Here is a 19,938-nt window from a genome sequence, read left to right on the forward strand (position 1 = left end):
GCAATGCAGGATCGGCCGAAAGCCGAAAAGTGTCGTTGAAATCACCTTACGAATCGTTAAGCTCAACGCTCGGATGTGCGTCAGGCGGATTCGGGCTTGCCAAGGTAAAATGCAGCGGGAAAATCAAGAAAACGATGCTACCTTCACAGGAATGAATCGGTGGGTAATCAATTGGTGGCTGATCCTCATAGGGATTGTTGGTTGGGTGAGAAGTGGTGCCGCCCAGCCTGACGCGGCGCGGCCGGCGGACTATCAATTCATTCGCTACAACACCGAAAAAGGACTTTCTCATAATCAGGTCAATTGTTTTTTGAAAGACAGCCGTGGATTCGTGTGGATCGGTACGGCTAATGGGCTCAACCGCTTCGACGGCTATTCTTTCAGGGTGTTCAAGCACGATCCGGCCGATTCCACGAGCATTTCCGACCATCAGGTGAATGCACTGTTTGAAGATCCGCAAGGGTATATCTGGATAAGCACCCTGTTGGGCTTCAATATTTACGACCCGGTTACCGAAACAATCGATCGCAATGCGAACCGCGCAGCAAAGCGTTTCGGGCTGCCGGACGCCGGTTTCAACCGCATTATCAAGACCCGTTCGGGCGATTACTGGATTAGTCACAGCAAATTGGGCTTGCTGAAATATCGTACAGCTTCAAAGCAGCTCATCAAGGTAAGGTTCGGGCCTACCCAGGATGCGCCGGGCACGCGTGCGATTTCGGATTTCGATGAGGACGCACAGGGGAATCTCTGGGTCGTATGCGACGACGGTTTGCTCGCCCGGGTGAATGCCCGCACGCAGGGGGTTGACATCCGAAGCGCGTTGTTGCAGCGCCGTAACCTGGGCAAGCTCTCTAATCACAAGGTTTTTGTAGATGAACAGGGCGAGCCCTGGGTGTACATCGTCAAAGCGGCTGTCGGGGCATTTAATTTCGATTTTAAAAAGAACACGCTCCGCATTGCTGGAACGTCCGGGCCCGATTTCAGGCTCAGTAACAATGCCGTAAGCGCGATGATCTCTGGTCCCGACGGTCGGATCTGGATCGGCACCGACCATGGAGGTATCAATATCCTCGACAAGCAAACCGGTCGGGTCTCCACGCTGCGCTCCAATCCCGGCGATTCCCGGACAATCAGCCAGAACAGCATCCAGGCATTGTACAAGGACGCTACCGGAATGATCTGGGCGGGCACCTTTAAGCAGGGCTTTTGTAATTACCACCAACATATCTTCCGTTTTTCGCTTGTACGCCATCTGCCCGGCGATGCAAGCAGCCTGCCATTCGACGACGTGAATGTGTTTGCAGAAGACCGCAAGGGTAATCTGTGGGTAGGCACCAACGGAGGCGGGCTGATTTACTATGACCGGGCCAACAACAGCTTCCGGCAGTACCGGAACAAGCCAGGAGATGCCGGTAGCCTTAGTAATGACGTGATCGTGAGTCTGTTTCTCGACCGGCAGGATGTACTCTGGATCGGGACTTACTTTGGGGGACTCAACAGTTTCGACGGACAAAAATTTACCCGCTACCTGCACGATCCGGCCGATTCGACCAGTCTGATCGACGACCGCGTTTGGGAGCTATTCGAAGATTCACAGCGACGATTGTGGGTAGGTACCATGGCCGACGGGCTTGATTCGTTCGACCGGTCATCGAAGGTATTCAGGCATTACCGCAACCTGGCGCCCAATTCCGTTCGCTCAGATTACATTTCGGCCATGCTGGAAGACAAGCAGGGTAACCTCTGGATCGGTACCGCGAACGGAATCGACGTGCTGATGCGTCAGACCGGCCGTTTTGTGCATTACCAGCATACCGACGGCGACGCTAACAGCCTCAGCAGCGACGCGGTGACCGCGCTGGCGCAGGATAATGCCGGTACAATCTGGGCTGGAACCTCCGAAGGCCTCAACCGGTTTGATGCCGCGCGAAATGTATTTGTAACTTATGACACCCGTCACGGACTGCCCGACAATTCCATATTAACCGTAGTGATTGACGCGCATCAGCAATTATGGCTTGGTACTCCGAAAGGCGTAGTGAATTTCCGGGTCGGCAAACAAGTACGTACCTATAATGAGGTTGATGGTTTGCAGGGCCGCGGCTTCAACGAGAACGCGGCACTCCGGTTGCGTTCGGGCGAGTTGGTTTTCGGCGGGGCCAACGGTTTTTCGATTTTTGATCCCGCACGCGTGACCGATGAGCGAGCCGCTGCGAAAGTGATGCTGACCGATTTTCAGATTTTCGATAAAAGCATTCGTCCCGGAATCCTCGCGGACGGCAGTCAGGTTCTTGAAAAATCCATTTCAACAACGGAACGCATCGTGCTGGAACACAGCCAGAATGTATTCACCATTGAATTTGCAGCGCTGAATTTCCTTCACTCCGAGAAGAATCATTATCTCTATACTTTACAGGGCTTTAACGACCAGTGGTTTGAGGCCGATAACACCCGCCGGGTCACCTACACCAACCTTGATCCGGGTAGTTATGTGTTCAAGGTTAAAACCAAAGAAGGCGGCGCTGCAACTGAACGCCTGTTGGAAATCAGGGTATTGCCGCCGTTCTGGCGGACGCCCTGGGCCTATTTACTGTATTTCTTGCTGATAGCAGGCGCATTGATGATCGCCCGTTGGATCCTGATCGAGCGGGAGCGGATGAATTTCAAGCTCGAACAGGAGCGGCGGTATGCCCAGCAAATGCATGAACTGGATTTGATGAAGATCAAATTCTTTACCAACGTGAGCCATGAGTTCCGGACGCCGCTGACGCTCATGCTCACACCGCTCGAAAATCTGTTGCGCGGCATCCGCTCCGACCATACCGTGCATCGGCAGCTCTCGCTCATACACCGCAATGCCCAGCGGCTGCTCAATCTGGTAACGCAAATGCTCGATTTTAAAAAGCTCGAAGTCGAAGAAGCCCGTTTCATGGCCGAGCGCGGAGACATCGTGCAGTTTATAAGGCAAATCACGCAGACATTCTCCGACCTTTCAGAGCACAAGCATATCCGGTACCGGTTTGAAAGTGACCTGGAATCGCGCTATGCCGATTTTGACCAGGATAAATTATCGAAGGTGATGTATAACCTGTTGTCGAATGCATTCAAATTCACGTCTGAAAACGGCCAGGTGACCGTGCGGCTGCGGACGGTGGAGCAGCAGAGTGGGCAGGCCCTGGAAATCAGCGTTGAAGACTCCGGTATCGGCATTCCGCCCGAGGCGCAGCAGAAGGTCTTCGACCGTTTTTACCAGCATCCTATGCCGGGGCACATTGTGAACCAGGGCAGCGGTATCGGGCTGTCCATTGCCGGCGAGTTTGTGAAAATGCACGGCGGCACCATCGAACTGGAAAGTGAAGTAGGCAAGGGCAGCACGTTCACCATCACACTGCCCCTGCGTGAAAGCCTTGCGAGGGAGTTGCCTGCGGACATAACGGAGGCGGCCCCCGTGTACGCGCCGAGTATCGAAATTGATCTTACCGAGGAAAAGGCAGGTAAAGAAAAGCCTTTGATCCTGCTGGTGGAAGACAACGACGAGTTCAGGGAGTATCTCAAAGAAGTGTTTCAGAAAAAGTACCGCGTCCTGCAAGCCGCTAACGGCAGGACGGGCCTGGACATGACCCTTGAACATGTCCCGGACCTGATCGTGAGTGATGTGATGATGCCTGAAATGGATGGGATCGAGCTTTGCCGGACCATTAAAACCGACCGGCGTGTGTCCCACATTCCGGTGATATTGCTCACTGCGCGCGCAGAGGACGAGCAGCAATTGCAGGGATACCAAACCGGCGCTGATGCGTATGTGACCAAGCCGTTCAGGCTGGATATTTTGCTGGTCAGGGTCTCGAACCTGATCGTGCAACGCGAGCAGTTGCAAAGGCAGTTCCAGCAGCACGTGCAGATTCGCCCGAATGAAGTGGCCGTGCGGTCGATGGACGAGCAGTTTGTGAATAGCGCCGTGAAAGTAGTGGAGGACAACCTTTCCAATGCCGAATACACGGTGGAGCAGCTGAGTGAGGCAATGTCGATGAGCCGCGTTTATCTGTATAAAAAAATACTTTCGCTAACGGGTAAAACACCCGTCGAGTTCATCCGCATTATCCGTATGCGCAGAGCAGCCCACCTGCTTGAAAAGAGCCAGCTGACAGTCTCCGAGATCGCCTACCAGGTCGGCTTCAACAATCCCAAGTACTTCGCTAAGCTCTTCAAAGAAGAATATCAGATGCTGCCTACCGAGTACCGCAAAAAGCAAGGGGCAGAGGCGTAGCGCATGTTCCGAAGCGGCCGGAAAACTCCATTTTGCAAAACCGCAATTCCGCAGGCCTTCCGATGGTAGGTATTGGAATAGTGCAACGCGCCACTCCGATACTCTTATTGCCGATCGCTAACACCTGCTCATTACTTGCTCACCTGTTCGTACCGTTTGTACATGCTCAAACTGGAATAAAAGGCGAAAAAATAGCCCGATTTTTCGTGCCGGTTTACAAATGATGCCCTATTTGTAAACATTTGGATCCCTTGCCGCATGGTTTTAAGAGACACATTTGTCCAACTATTCATTCGATTTATCCCATTGTTCGGTGCGCAACCCCGGGATATCGGAAATGTCTAAATCGGGATGAACCAATAGTCACTTTTAAAACAAAACAACATGCAACAAAATTTGTACGAAACAAGGCGGGCAAAGCGGCGTTTGCGCTTGCTGGCCGGGTTGCTGCGACCTCTCCTTCTGTCACTCGGGATCATGGGTACGGCCGTCGGCGCATTTGCGCAGTCGGAAACTAAAAGAGTTATTACCGGGACGGTCGTTGCCCTGGAACGAGGTGATGGAATACCCGGCGTGAGTGTGGTGGTGAAGGGCACATCCAACGGTACGACAACCAATACCAACGGGGCGTTTTCGATTGAAGCGAGCTCGGGCGGCACGCTCGTGTTTTCCTTCATCGGGTATGAGACTCAGGAGGTGGCCATCGGAAACAAAACCAAAATCGACATTAAACTGAAAGAAAGCATCTCCTCGCTCGAAGAAGTGGTGGTAGTAGGGTACGGGGAAATGAAAAAGACCGACGTTTCCAGCTCACAAGTGACGGTTTCGGGTAAGGATTTGAGCAAAACCATCAACACCTCGCTCGAACAGGGCTTACAGGGGCGCGCGGCGAACGTGTTAGTGCAGCAGAACTCGGGCCAGCCCGGGGCGGCACCTTCGGTACTCATCCGAGGGTTGAGCTCGCTCACCGGTACCACGCAGCCATTGTACGTGATCGACGGTGTGCAGATCAAACCAGATAACATGAAGGATGACCCTAACAACCGTCCTACGGGCTTTTCGAATATCCTTTCGAGTATTAACCCTGACGATATCGAGACGATCAACGTTTTGCAGGGACCTTCGGCGACCGCTATTTACGGTGCAGTGGGCGCTAATGGGGTGGTGATGATCACCACCAAACGTGGTAAGGCGGGCGAGGCCAAGATCACCTTCAATTCCCTCGTGACCGTGCAGGCGGAGCCTAAGCATATCGATGTGATGAACCTGCGCGAATATGCGCAGTTCAGAAACGAAGCTGCGGCGGTGGGCAGCACGGCCAGCGAGCCGCAATTTGCAGATCCGTCGGTGCTCGGCAGCGGTACCGACTGGCAGAGCGCGCTTTTCCGGCCTACGACCCTTCAAAAATACTCGTTGGGACTCAGCGGTGGTACCGAAAAATCGACCTATTATCTGTCGGGGGAATATTTCAACCAGAAAGGGATCGTGGAAGGTTCGGGCTTCAAACGTTACAACAGCCGTTTGAATCTTGAAAACCAGACCCGCAGCTGGCTGAAAATCGGCGCGAATATGAGTGTGGGTATCACCGAGGAAAAAGTGAATACCAACAACGGCGGCATTATCCAGCTGGCTCTGGACCAGAACCCAAGCGTGCCCGTTACCAATCCCGACGGCAGCTGGGGAGGACCTACTTCCACGCAGTTCCAGTTCACAAACCCGGTGATGATCTCGAAGATCTACAACGATTACAACCGCCGCACTTCGATCCTGGGAAGCCTTTTTGCCGATGTGAAGCTGGCCAAAAACCTTACCTGGCACACCGAAGCGAACGGTAGCGCCGAATTTTTGAAATACTATTCGTTCCACCCGTCGTATACCATTGGCGGTTACGTGGTGTCACAAGATGCGGCCACCTCGACCCGCTCGGTGAATACCAACACCTGGTGGAGCTTGCATAGCCGGTTAACCTATGATTTGAAACTCGGTCGCCATGGTATTAACCTTATGGCTGGTCACGAGGCGCAGGAGTTTGCTTACGAGTCGCTCTCGGGTACGCGTAAGAAGTTTATTACCAATACCATCGAAGAGCTTTCCGGCGGGGATGCTTCGGTGATTTCCAATGTGAGCAACAACAGCGGCAAGGGTGGCGGCTCGCGCGAATCGTATTTCGCCCGCGTGAATTATAGCTTCAACGAACGCTATTTCTTGCAGGGAACTTACCGGATGGACGGTTCCTCCTCATTCCGCGAAGGCCGTCGCTGGGGTAATTTCCCGGCTGTATCGGTGGCGTGGCGCGTGTCGGAAGAGCCTTTCCTGAAAAATGTAAAGGAGATCAATGATTTGAAACTGCGTTTCGAGGTAGGTCGCTCAGGTAACCAGGGCAGCGGCGGCAATGCGATTTACTCGACCTTGCAAACCGTGCCTACCGGCTGGGGAACGGGCTTTTTGGCGTCCAACTTCGCCAACCAATTTCTGACCTGGGAAAAGGACGATGTGATCAACGGCGGGCTCGACCTGCACATGTTCGGCAATCGCGTGGAGCTGATCGTAGATGCGTACATCAAGAACATTACCAGCCTCATTACCGTCAACTCCTATCCATTCACCTACGGCGGCGACATCGCTTATTCGCCGGGTTACCTGAGCTGGCCGGCAGTGAATGCAGGTTCGATGAAAAACCGCGGTATCGGCTTCACATTGAATACCGTGAATATCGACAAAGGCGGTTTTTACTGGAAAACGGGGATCAACCTCTCCTTCGACCGCAACAAGGTAACCTCGCTGCTGAACCCGATTACACCGATCTGGAATGCCACATCGGTAGGTTTCAAAACGGAAGTTGGGCAGCCTGCCAGCATGATTACCGGGTACATTGCCGACGGTCTTTTCCAGGATGCCAACGATATCAAGAACCACGCCATACAGACCTCGAATGGTCAGTTGACGATCAACCCGGCAACGGGCAGCTGGGTAGGGGATACCAAGTTCCGCGACCTGAACGGCGATGGGGTTATCGACGCCGAAGACCGCACCGTGATCGGTAACCCATGGCCGAAATTTACCCTCGGTTTCAACAACAACGTGACCTACAAGAATTTCGAACTGAATGCATTCCTGACCGGAAGTTTTAAAAACGACATTCTCAACTATCCGCGCTACCGGGCCGAAATACCTGGCAACGGCGGGGTGTTCGGCAACCAGTGGAAATCGGTGGCAAACTATGCCAAGCCAAGTAGTTACAATGCGGCCGATGCGGAAACTGTGACGCTCACCAACCCGGGTTATACCATCCCGCGTATTGCACCGGGTGACCCGAACGCCAACAATCGTATGAATACCAACTTCATCGAGGACGGTACTTATGTGCGCCTGAAAAACATCACGATCAGCTACAACTTCCCGAAATCGATGTTGAAAGACTTCTTCATCAGAGGGTTGCGAGCGTCCGTGGGAGCACAGAACCTATTCACGATCACCAAGTACAAAGGCTACGATCCGGAGATCGGGATGGTGAATTATGGCGGTACGGTGATGGCCGGCATCGATACGGGCCGTTACCCATCCGTGCGCATGTACTCATTCGGTTTGCTGGCTGATTTCTAAGCCGGCTGGTCCAACATCTATTTCAAAAAGATATTTATATGCAATTCAAATTCAGATTCATAGCGGCTATCGCGGCAGTGATGCTCTTGCAGGGATGCGGCGAGGAGTTCCTCAACCACCCGCCGCTGGACGCGATGACGTCGGGTAACTTTTACAAAACCGACGACGAGATACTGGCCGGAACAGGGCCGCTCTACAATATCGTTTGGTTCGATTTCAACGATAAGGCCAATATGGCGTTCCAGGAAGCGCGCGCCGGTAACCTCAATTCCAACGACCGCACGGCCTATATTAAGCACGCCATTCCGTCGACAGACGTGAGCACGCTGCTGCCGGGCTACAAGTCGTTTTACAAGATCATCGCGCAGGCCAACAATGCTTACAAGGCCATTAAAGAGGCACAGGGCAGCACCGCTTCCGCAGCTGTAAAAGCGCAGGGCTTGGGCGAATGCCGCTTCATGCGCGCCACGGCCTATTATTACCTGGTGACCTCCTGGGGAGCCGTGCCCATTGTTTACGACAATGTAGCGCAGCTCAACACGCCGCCCGTCCGCAACCGGATCGAGGATGTATGGAAGCTGCTGATCAACGACTATCGCTTCGCTGCCGAAAATTTACCGGTAACGACGGTACAGGGCCGCCTCACCAAGTATTCGGCGGAAGGAATGCTTGCACGCATGTACCTGATGCGCTCGGGCCTGAACCAGAAAGGTACCCGCAACCAGTCGGACCTGGACAGTGCGAAATACTATGCGGAAAGCGTGATCACCAAAAGCGGCCTTGCGCTCGCTCCTACGTATGCGGAGCTGTTCGAGAGCGCTAACCACAATGCATCAAAAAATAATCCGGAAAGCCTTTTCTCCCTGCAATGGATGCCAGTAAGCAGCCCGTGGGGCGTGAACAACTCGTTCCAGGCGTATTTTGCTTACGACGCCAACATTACTGGCCAGGGCGACGGCTGGGGTGCGGCACAGGGACTCTCGGCGGACCTGGTGAAATATTTCACCGAAAATCCGGCCGATTCATTGCGAAGGAAGGCGATCGCGATGTTCGATACCGATGTTTATCCTAACATTCAAAAGGCGACCGGCGGGTTGAAATACAACCGTCCGGGGGCATTGTCGGCCATTAAAAAGTACATTATCGGCTCGCCGGCCGATAATGGTGGCCTCGGCGGCTTCATGGCGGCGTATATCAACTCCTACATGCTGCGCCTGGCGGAAGTGTACCTGATCTACGCGGATGCGGTATTGGGCAACAACGCAACCACGGCCGATACCAAGGCATTGGAATACTTCAATGCTGTGCGTAAAAGAGCGGGTATGCCTGCGAAAACCTCGCTGACTTTCGAGGATATCTTCCGGGAAAGGAGGGTGGAAACTGTGTTTGAGGGTAATTCATGGAATGAAATCGTGCGCTGGTATTATTTCAATCCAGCCAAAGCGATCGCTTACACGGCCGGGCAGCATAAGGAAAACTACACGATGACTTACACAGCGGGCTCTATCAATCCCAAAAAATACAATGTGACCTATTCGCCGGCGGAATATTACCCGCTCACAGACGCCACATTGTACCTGCCGTTCCCTGAAAGTGAGATCGTGAATGCGCCTTCGTTGAAGAACGAGCCGGTCGCTTTTGATTTCAGCAAACTAGTCGATTAACTCCAAATCTGTGACCACAATGAATTTTAGAAATATATGTAAAGCAGGGCTGGGACTGCTCCTGGCGGCAGGTATGCTGCTGTCGTTCCAGAGCTGTAATGACGACGATATCGACGGCGCGCCGGCCATCAGCAATGTACGGCTGCTGGATCCCACAAAAGCCGACAGCTCGCTGACTGCCGCCGAGCCGGGCAGCCTGATCGTGATCCAGGGCCAGAACCTGGGCAGCGTGCTGAAAGTGTATTTCAACGATTTCGAAGCAAGTTTCAACTCCGCATTGGGCAGCAACTCGAATATTGTCATTACCATTCCCGCCAATGCGCCTACCAAAGCCGTGGACGCGGCTGTGCCCAACAAGATTAAAGTCGTTACCAAGGGCGGAGAGGCTACTTACGATTTCGTACTGACAGCGCCGGTACCGGTCATTTCAGGCTTGTATTCCGAGTTTGTGAAGGCCAATGGCACGGTGGTAATCAATGGGGATTACTTCTATAACATCAAGTCGGTGAAGCTGGGTAACACCAGTTTGCAGATCGTGAGCTCGACTGTGAAGCAGGTTACCGCTAAAATGCCTGCCGCCGCTGCTACGGACATTATCACTGTGGAAGGAGAGTTTGGTACTGCCAAAACGAACTTCAAAATCAACGACCTGGTTACGGGAAACATGGTTAATTTCGATGTACCTGCCACCACCTGGGATGCGGCAGTGTGCTGGGGTGGTGCGCCCATCGTGGCCGCTACTGACGCGCAAGCCATTTCGGGTAAGTTTTCCAGGATCAAGCAAACCAAATTGCCAGCCGCAGGTTATAACGACGGGTGGGTCTTCTCGACCTGCTACTTCGACTTCAAATTAATAGCCGGAGATGCTTCGACGCGCCAATTCAAATTCGAGCATAACATTGCAGAGCCTTGGAAAGCAGGAAGGTACGAGATTACCATTGGCGCCGGGGGCACCGAGTACATCTATTCATTCCAGCCCTGGAATTCCACCGAATACGCTTCGGCGGGTTACCTGACCAACGGATGGAAGACCGCCGTCATCGAGCTCTCCGAGTTTAAAAGTGCTTCGGGATCTACCATTGCCGACGTTTCCAAAATCACCGACCTGAAAGTGTCGTTCGGTTCGCCCGATGTGGCTATTGCTTCCTTCAACGGTAGCGTGGACAATTTCCGGATCGTAAAAAAATAGGTACGATGCCGAAAAATACATTATCCGCCATCGGTTGGGCGCCCGCAACACTATTGCAGGGTTGCCCTCCGGTGGCCGGACAAACAGGTATCACATTTGAAAAGCACTCCATGTACTCCTTAAAGCGTCCAACCCACCAGATACCTCACATTTTACAGCCTGATGCTTATAGCTTAAAGCTTATGGCTTACAGCCTCTTACTAACGCTACTAGCCAGTTTCCGAGCCAGCGCCCAGCATAGTAGGCTCGTCAACGAACCGGTCGATATCAGCGGTGATTTCCGCGATTTTTCCAATACTATTTTCTTTGCCGACAGCCTCGCCTCGTTCGAACCAGCTACCGGTGCGGGGAAAATCAAATGGAAAAGAAATGAGCCGTTTTCGGCCCATAACTTCAATAACTCGATGCTGAGCTACAAGCGCTCGTTCAGCAACGAGTTTCCAGCCATTGAATATGCCCAGGACCCTGTCTTGCCATTTTCCATCGAATTCACTTCTCCGCGTACGGTGCGCATCCGTGTGAAAACGGGCGCGCAGGGACCCGCTTCGGGCGCCTCGCTGATGCTTACGGGCGAGCCTGGAAAAGATGCTTCGTGGAGATACGACCGTATCAGCGGGGGACATCAGTATACCGGCACTTACGGGTCGGTGACCATTTATGAAAATCCCTGGAAAATTCTCATTCGCGATGCCAGCGGCAAGGTATTGACCCAAACCCGCAGCCAGGCCGACGGCAAGGCTTCTTACACGCCTACATTGCCCTTTTCGTTCGTCCGCAGGGCATCCGACTATTCGCGCAGTGTGGCCGCGGTGTTTTCCATTTCGCCCGACGAAAAGATACTCGGCTGCGGGGAGTCATTTACCCGCTTGGATAAAAACGGCCAGAAACTGGTGCTGTGGACCCACGATCCCAACGGCGTCGAAACGCCGACCATGTACAAACCCATTCCATTTTATATGAGCTCGCGTGGGTATGGTATGTTCATGCATACCACATCACCCATTACTTGCGATTTTGGAGCTACTTACGGGGAGTCGAATGCGATGCAGGTCGGCGACGAAAACCTGGACCTGTTCGTATTCCTTGGGCAACCCAAAGACATTCTGGACGCCTATACCGATCTGACCGGCAAGGCTTCCATGCCGCCATTGTGGTCGTTCGGGCTGTGGATGAGCCGCATTACCTATTTCTCGGAACAGGATGGCCGGAATGTAGCCGCCAAACTTCGCCAGAACCGCATTCCGTCCGACGTGATCCATTTCGATACCGGCTGGTTCGAAACCGACTGGCGTTGCGATTACCGCTTCGCACCGAGCCGTTTCAAGGACCCTGAGGGCATGATCGCCGACCTGAGAAAGCAGGGTTTCCGTACCTCGCTATGGCAGCTGCCTTATTTTGTACCAAAAAATGAGTTGTATCCCGAAATTGTGACAAATGGTCTGGCAGTTAAAAATGCCAACGGCACCCTTCCTTATGAGGACGCCGTACTCGACTTTTCAAACCCGAATACGGTGAAGTGGTATGAAGATAAAATCGCAGGACTACTGAAACTCGGTGTTTCGGCCATAAAGGTCGATTTCGGAGAGGCAGCGCCACTGTCGGGCGTTTATGCATCGGGGCGGACCGGTTTTTACGAGCATAATCTCTATCCGCTGCGTTACAACAAAATCGTGTCCGAACTGACCCGCAAAATGACCGGCGACAACATTATCTGGGCCCGCAGCACCTGGGCCGGTAGCCAACGTTACCCGATCCATTGGGGCGGCGATGCCGAAACAACTAACAAAGGCATGGAAGCGCAGCTGCGGGGCGGTTTGTCGCTGGGATTGTCGGGTTTTACGTTTTGGAGCCACGATATCGGCGGGTTTACGATGAAAACCCCGGAAGATCTATACCGCCGCTGGCTGCCAATGGGGCTGCTCGCCTCGCATTCCCGTACCCACGGGCAGGCGCCCAAAGAGCCCTGGGAGTATGGCGAGGACTTTCAGAACTATTTCAGGAAGGCGGTGGAAATGAAGTATAAGCTCATGCCGTACATTTACACCCAATCAAAACTCGCTTCGGAAAAAGGGTTGCCGATGGTGCGCGCATTGCTGGTAGAGTTCCCCGACGACGCCGGAGCCTGGCTGGTGGATAATCAATACATGCTGGGCTCAGACCTGCTTGTCGCGCCACTTTTCGAAAATGGCAAAACCCGCAGTGTGTATCTGCCAAAAGGTAAATGGACCGACTACCAGACCGGCAAAGTCTACGGGAGCGGTTGGCACGAGATCGCAGCCGGGGATTTGGACGTGGTGATCATGGTGCGCGAAGGAGCAGTGCTCCCGCACGTTGGCGTAGCACAGTCGACCAGTGATATCGACTGGTCACACATCACATTGGCGACCTATGGCGGCGGCACCACGGGCAAAGTGCAACTTTTCCTGCCTGGCCAGAAGCGTGTGAAGGAGGTTGTCCTCAAGAAAAAGGGAAGCAAGTATGTGGTGAATACCGATCCGTTCGGAGGGAAAATTAAATGGGAAATCCGGTGAGGCTCCGGCGATGATTTTACCTATTGGTTTTGTTTTGACGGGTGTGAATACTCACGGAAGTAACCATAAATTCATTTTGTTTAATTTAATCTTGAATTGTTGACAATTTTTGTTTGATATAGCTGAAATGAATTACTTTGTGCGATTACAGTTTGCACAATGGAACCATTTAACGACCAGGGTACGGATGAGCTGCTGATTTGGAGGGCATTCAAGTCGGGAGATGAAGCGGCTTTTGGGGAGATGTACCGGACCCAGGTGCAGGCGCTGTTGAATTACGGAAATAAAATCAACCCGGACAGGCAGCAGGTTCAGGATAGCATTCAGGATCTGTTCATCGAATTGTGGAACAGCCGGGAACGGTTGAAGGACACAACCTCCATTAAATTCTATCTGTTCAGGTCATTGCGTAACAAGCTGAGTAAGCTGTCGAAACCCGATCATTCGTTTCCGCTCGATAACGCTTACGAAACAGTATCAGACCCGTCGGTTACTTTCTACTTTTTCGATCATGAAATTGAATCGGAGCGCATTGAACGGTTGCAGAAAACGATTTTAAAACTGTCCAGACGGCAGCAGGAAGCGATAAATCTCCGGTATTTTCACGATTTCAATAACGAAGAAATAGCTGAGATCATGGGTTTGAATTACCAATCGGCTTGTAAGCTCATTTATAGCGGGCTTAAATTTCTTAAAGAAAATGTAAAATTATTTACATTTATAATGCTCTTATTCAATTAGTTGAAAATTTTTTGCAATTTTTTTGAAATAGAGTGGACTAAAAAGAGCTGGTTTCTCCATTAGGTGTTAAAAAACACATGACCTGATGAAAGGAGATCGCTCTTCGTACAAACTCAACGATTTTATCGCCGACGATTCTTTCAAGGAATGGGCCTTGGGAATGGCTGGTTCGGATTTCTGGGATGGCTATTGCAAGCAGTATCCCTTGCAGCAGCAGGTGGTGGAGCAGGCCAGGGTACTGCTTTTGTCGTTGAAGGCCTCGCAGGAGAGTCGCGAGGATGATCAGGTAGTTGAGGCAATCTGGGAAAATATCAAGAAGGGCAAGGCCCAAAAGTCGCAGACCGTGTTTTTCAGTCCTGTATTTTGGCGGGTAGCAGCGGCTGCCGCGGTGTTGCTGATTTGTTGGGGTGGATACCGGTTTAGCGCCCAAAAGCAGCCGGGGTTTGGTTGGCAGGATTCCATTGCCGCTTTGTCGGACATGACCGAGGAAAGCAATACATCCGGCAAAGCGAGGGACATCAAGTTGCCCGACGGGAGTACTATCAGGCTGGAAAACAATACTGTTCTCAAATACGACAAGGATTTTAATGTTGCTACCAGAACAGTTTTCCTCCGTGGAAAGGCATTTTTCGATGTCGCAAAGAATGCTCAGAAACCATTTGTCATTCACTCCAATGGGCTGGTTACCAAGGTTCTGGGGACCAGTTTTACGATCGCAGCGAATGAGGATGACCAGGATGTGACGGTTTCAGTAGTGACTGGCAAAGTGGCCGTAGTCCCACAGGACAGGTTCGAAGCCCTGCCCGAAAAGCAAAGCGCCCAACTTTCGGGACTTGTGCTGACACCCAATCAAAAGGCTGTCTACTCCCGCGAAAGCGCACATTTAGCCAAAACACTGGTTGAAAACCCCGTCGTGGTTGACAAATCGCTGGTGCGCGATCATTTCACTTTTGAAAACACGCCGGTCAATGAGGTGTTCGCTGTTTTGTCGAAAGCATATGGTATTAACCTGGTGTACGATAGCGCAACCTTCCAAGAATGCTCGCTGATTGTGGCGCTGGAAGATGAGAGCCTCTACGACAAGCTCCGCGTCATTTGCAAAACGTTGAATGCTACGTATAGGGTAATGGGTAGCGAAATTCTGATTGAAGGTAAAGGATGTAAACAGTAATAAGTGCAGGTATAAAAAACCGGAAATGCTCGCAACATTTCCGGTTATAAGGCCCTTTCTGCTCCCTCGCAAGGATAGGAAAGGTGTAGTTCGTCAATCGTTTCTTAATTAATTAACAAAACCAGTTCAAATTTATGGAAAAACATCGACAATTTCTCTCTACCCTGTTGACAGTTATGAGGATCGCCGGGCCGCCATTGTTTATTGTTTTGCTCACTTTCAGTCTGGGTGTGGCTAAGGACGTATATAGTCAGGAGTTATTGAAAAGGCGAATGAGTATCGACGTCAGTAACGAGGAGTTCCGGAACGTTTTGTCCAGGATTGAAAAAACAGCGGATGTCAAATTTTCTTTCGTGCCGCAACTGATTTCAGCCCACGAGAAAGTATCTGTTTCGGCTCAGGGCGAGACGCTTGCAAGCGTGCTGGACGAGGTGTTGTCGCCGCTCAAAATCAGCTATGAGGTATCCGGGAAATATATTGTTCTTAAAAAAAACATCATAAGCCTGCCCACAACCCTGGTGCTGCCCCGGCCACTGATAGAAGGAAGCACGGTCCGGGGTAAGGTAACCGACGTGAAGGGCGAGTTGCTGATAGGTACGACAGTGTTCTTGAATCAGACCCGGAACCAGATCGTGGACCAGGAGGGGATGTTTGTTTTCAATAACGTACTCGACGGCAAGTATACGATCCAGTTTACCAGCGTCGGGTTCAAAAGCCTCAAAAAGGAAATAGATGTAAAAGGAGGTGATTTGCGGCTCGACATTGTGATGATGGAAGACAATTTGCAGCTGGATCAGGTGGTGGTGACCTCGGGTGGTTCGCCTAAGAAAAAGATCGAGTCGAGCGTTGCGGTGACAACCATCAGTGCCAAACAACTTACACAAAGACCGCCGTTGAACAGCACGGATATGCTCAAAGCTATTCCCGGCCTTTCGGTGGAAAGCAGCGGGGGCGACGGCCCGGGTAGCGTGCGCGTGCGCGGTTTGCCCGGAGGCGGGTATGTGTTCATGGGCGTTATGGAAGATGGGTTGCCCGTGCTTCCTACCGGGTTTACGACCAGCCCGTCGGCCGACCAGTATTATAAAGTAGACTTGACTGTCAAGAATGTGGAGGCTGTTCGTGGAGGTAATGCGTCGGTGATTCTGGCCAATACCCCCGGCGCACTGATCAACCTGTTGTCCAATACGGGCGGAGAGACGTTTGGCGGTAAGGTGAAATACACACGCGGCCTTTCCCAGAATGCAAACCGGGTGGATTTGAATCTGGGCGGGCCGCTTAGTTCTAAGGTAAAGTTCAATGTAGGAGGGTTTTACCGTGGCGATGCGGGGATTCGCCCGCCGTCGTACCGGGCCAACGAAGGCGGGCAGTTGAAAATGAATCTGACTTATCAGATCAAGCCCAACAGCTACATTCGTTTTTACGGTAAATACCTGAACGACAAAACCACCTGGCTTGTGCCCGCTTATTATAGCTACGATGGCTCCGGGCAAGGAAGAGCTTTACCAGGGTTCGATCCGCTGACGGAAATCCTGGCAACCAGGGACACGAAAGTAGAGCTGACAGGTCCCGACGGACAGAAGCGCAGCTATGATTTTGCCGATGGCGTTCACCTGAGGTCTGTTTCAGGCGGCATGGAGTTCAAGCATACGACAAGCGGGGAATGGACATTTAAAAACAGTATGCGTTACCAAAGCACGAAAGGTGGTTTTGTGGGGGCTGTCGTTACCTCGCCGTCGACCTACAAGAGTTCGGTAAAGTATTATTACCCCGGTGGGCAGGAACTGGTGAACCCAACCGGGTATTATACCGGACAAAATTTCACAGGTACTACCACCAGAGACAATCAGTTCGTAGATATCCTGGACATCGGTAAGCAAATCGGCCGGCATTCCTTGTCTTTTGGCGGAGCGTTCCATTCCTATGATGTAAACACGTATACCCTCGGCGCAACTTTTTACACCGAAATCAAAGACAAGCCGCGTACCCTGCTGATCGGCGATAACAAGGGAAATGGTTACAGTGGCGTAAATATTGCCAACTATCGGGATGGGTTGACGACGATATCTTCGGTGACCATCAGTGACGAAATCAATTTGGGCAAATTAACGACGGATCTGGGTTTGCGGGTCGACCGGTTTCATGTGAAAGGTAATCGCTTGCAAAATGCTGCTCCGTTCACGAATGTCACGACTTTTGATGAAAGCAATACGTATTTCACAGGTTCATTAGGCCTGAATTACAAAGTGAATGATGAGCACGCGCTGTTTGCAAGAGCTACCAAAACTTACAGTGCATTGAATATCAATGATTATTCCAACTTTAATTTCAACCCTGAAACTGTAAAGGACCGTGGTGTTTTTATGGCGGAAGGCGGGTACAAAGTCAATACCTCCCGGTTTGCGCTGTTCAGCTCGCTGATTTATGCCAGACTGACCAACATCGCCTCCACGATGGCGATCCCGAATACAACGGCCGGCTTTATTAATATCGGGACATTTGCATCAAGCCGTAACCTGAGTGCGGAAATTGAAGCAATTTACACTCCGTCCAAAATGCTGAATTTCAGATTGACCACCACTTTCCAGAATAGCAAGTACACCAAGTACGAAGTTACCGCTCCGGACAATGCCCGCGAGGATCTGGCCGGGAAGCCATACATCTGGTCGGGGAACAATGCCGAGCGGATCCCGAGCTACATTATCGAACTGTCTGCCAGTTACACTTACAAGATCTTCGATGCATTCCTGAGCTTCCGCCAGATCGGAAAGCGGTATACATCGCCCAGCAATGTGTACCGCCTGAATGGCTACAATGAAATTTCAGCGGGGCTGGACTGCAAGATCACCAAGGCGATTGGTTTGCGGGTGTGGGCCGACAACCTGGCCAATAGCCGTGGTCTTACCGAGGGTAATATCCGTGGAGACCAGTTCCTGGCCAATGGCGCTTTCGAAAAGGGCTCCCTGCAAATTGGCCGGGTTATTTTGCCAAGAAGCTTCTGGACTGCCCTGACCATTTCCTTCTAAATCTTCATTTCAATGCAGGCGCAGTCGGGAAAGCGTTTTTCCGGCTGCGCCTGCTTTCTGAAAACCACTTATTTTTACATTCAGCGATTTGCTATGAAATATCTAACCTTCGCTTTCGCGATTGCCGGTTTGTTTTGCACCATGCCAGGCATGGCCGGCCAGCCTGATCAAGAAAAGACACTCAAACGCCCCCGGCTGGTGATAGGGATTGTTGTGGATCAAATGCGCTATGATTACTTGTACAGATATTATGATAAGTATTCTGCGGGCGGTTTCAAAAGAATCCTCGGAGAGGGTTTCAATTGCCGCAATCACCATTATCACTACGCGCTTACGGTAACTGCGGCCGGTCATGCTTCGGTGTATACCGGTTCGGCACCTTCCGTTCACGGCATTGTGGGCAACGACTGGTATGATGCCCATACCGGTAAGAAAACGTATTGTGTCGGTGATAGCAGCGTCGAAACGGTCGGGAGCTCTAACCCGGTTGCAGGTAAAATGTCGCCTAAAAACCTGCTGGTAAATACCATTACCGATCAGCTTCGCCTGGCGACCAATTTCCGGTCAAAAGTAATTGGTATCGCGCTCAAAGACCGGGGCGCGATTCTGCCGGCCGGTCATACGGCCAGCGGTGCCTACTGGTTCGATAGCAAGACCGGGAACTGGATTACCAGCAGTTTCTACATCCGGGAACTGCCCGGTTGGGTACGTGAATACAATGCCCGGAAGCGGGCCTCTCAACTCATGACCGAGGGTTGGGCGACCTTGCTGCCCGTTGGCGAATATGCGGAGAGCACACCCGACGATCAACCCTATGAAGCCAAAATGGGGCCGGCCAGGAAATCCGTGTTCCCATACGCGCTCGCAGGAACAGCGGGAGATGCTTTTGGGGTACTTTCCTCCACACCCCACGGGAATACGCTGACCAAGGAAATGGCATTCGAAGCTTTGGAAAATGAAAAGTTGGGTACGGGAGATTTTACCGATTTTCTTGCGGTCAGCTTTTCGTCCCCGGATTATGTCGGCCATGGTTTTGGCCCAAATTCAGTGGAGGCGGAGGATATTTATCTTAGGCTCGACAGGGATATTGCCGAAATGCTCAGCAAACTGGATGATAAGCTTGGAAAGGGGAATTACCTGTTTTTCCTCACCGCCGATCACGGCATTATGGATGTGGCGGATTTCTGGAAAGAGCACAAACTGCCTGCCGGCCGCATAGATTATGTCCAAATGAATGCGACCGTAAAGGCAGCCTTGAAAGCCAGGTTCGGTGAAGGGGATTTTATCGCAGCAAGTGAAAATTTTCAGCTATACCTCAATCATCGGTTGCTCGCAGAAAGGGGCATTGCGACCGAAGCCGTTTTTCAGACGATCCGTCAGGCGCTCGGCCGTTTTGAAGGTGTAGCTGACATTGTGAATCTGCCGGAGCTGTATAAATCGGGACTGAACGAGTACCAGACCACCTTATTCAAAAATAATTACAACCGGAAGCGAAGCGGGGATATTCAGATCGTCGTCGAGCCGGGCTGGATGGCCGGCCCTATTGCAGCAAACCACGGATCGCCTTACAACAACGACACGCATATCCCGCTTTTGTTTTATGGCTGGGGGATAAAACCAGGTGAAACTTTCCGCAGAACCTCGGTAGCGGACACTTCACCGACGCTCGCGGCCCTGCTGAGCATTTTGGAGCCTAATGGCAACATGGGAAATCCGATTGAAGAGTTGATTGACAAGGGGCGTTGA

9 protein-coding genes are annotated in these 19,938 nt (G+C 51.9%); all 9 read left to right on the plus strand.

Features of this window, described 5'->3' with window-relative positions:
* Positions 1-151: 151 nt before the first annotated feature.
* The 9 genes from J2Y43_RS16210 to pafA all read left to right on the plus strand — a co-directional run bounded on the left by J2Y43_RS16210 (position 152) and on the right by pafA (position 19,938).
* Positions 152-4,270: a two-component regulator propeller domain-containing protein gene (locus tag J2Y43_RS16210; protein ID WP_309984503.1), complete on the plus strand. Its 4,119-nt coding sequence runs from the start codon at positions 152-154 to the stop codon at positions 4,268-4,270.
* A gap of 384 nt (positions 4,271-4,654) precedes the next feature.
* Entirely contained in the window at positions 4,655-7,873 is a 3,219-nt protein-coding gene (locus J2Y43_RS16215) for a TonB-dependent receptor (protein ID WP_309984505.1), read from the plus strand.
* Between the two features lie 38 nt (positions 7,874-7,911).
* Positions 7,912-9,537: a RagB/SusD family nutrient uptake outer membrane protein gene (locus J2Y43_RS16220; protein WP_309984507.1), complete on the plus strand. Its 1,626-nt coding sequence runs from the start codon at positions 7,912-7,914 to the stop codon at positions 9,535-9,537.
* 19 nt (positions 9,538-9,556) lie between these two features.
* Positions 9,557-10,726, plus strand: coding sequence for a glycan-binding surface protein (locus J2Y43_RS16225; protein ID WP_309984509.1), 1,170 nt, complete (start codon positions 9,557-9,559; stop codon positions 10,724-10,726).
* Between the two features lie 182 nt (positions 10,727-10,908).
* A complete protein-coding gene (locus tag J2Y43_RS16230; RefSeq protein WP_309984511.1) occupies positions 10,909-13,257 on the plus strand; it encodes a TIM-barrel domain-containing protein in 2,349 nt (782 codons plus the stop codon).
* 159 nt (positions 13,258-13,416) lie between these two features.
* A complete protein-coding gene (locus J2Y43_RS16235) occupies positions 13,417-13,998 on the plus strand; it encodes a sigma-70 family RNA polymerase sigma factor (protein ID WP_309984514.1) in 582 nt (193 codons plus the stop codon).
* An 85-nt stretch (positions 13,999-14,083) separates the two neighbouring features.
* A complete protein-coding gene (locus J2Y43_RS16240; RefSeq protein ID WP_309984516.1) occupies positions 14,084-15,169 on the plus strand; it encodes a FecR family protein in 1,086 nt (361 codons plus the stop codon).
* 134 nt (positions 15,170-15,303) lie between these two features.
* Entirely contained in the window at positions 15,304-18,192 is a 2,889-nt protein-coding gene (locus J2Y43_RS16245; protein WP_309984518.1) for a TonB-dependent receptor domain-containing protein, read from the plus strand.
* Between the two features lie 93 nt (positions 18,193-18,285).
* Entirely contained in the window at positions 18,286-19,938 is a 1,653-nt protein-coding gene (gene pafA, locus J2Y43_RS16250; RefSeq protein WP_309984520.1) for an alkaline phosphatase PafA, read from the plus strand.

The sequence above is a fragment of the Dyadobacter sp. BE31 genome (assembly GCF_031457695.1).
Taxonomy (GTDB): domain Bacteria; phylum Bacteroidota; class Bacteroidia; order Cytophagales; family Spirosomataceae; genus Dyadobacter.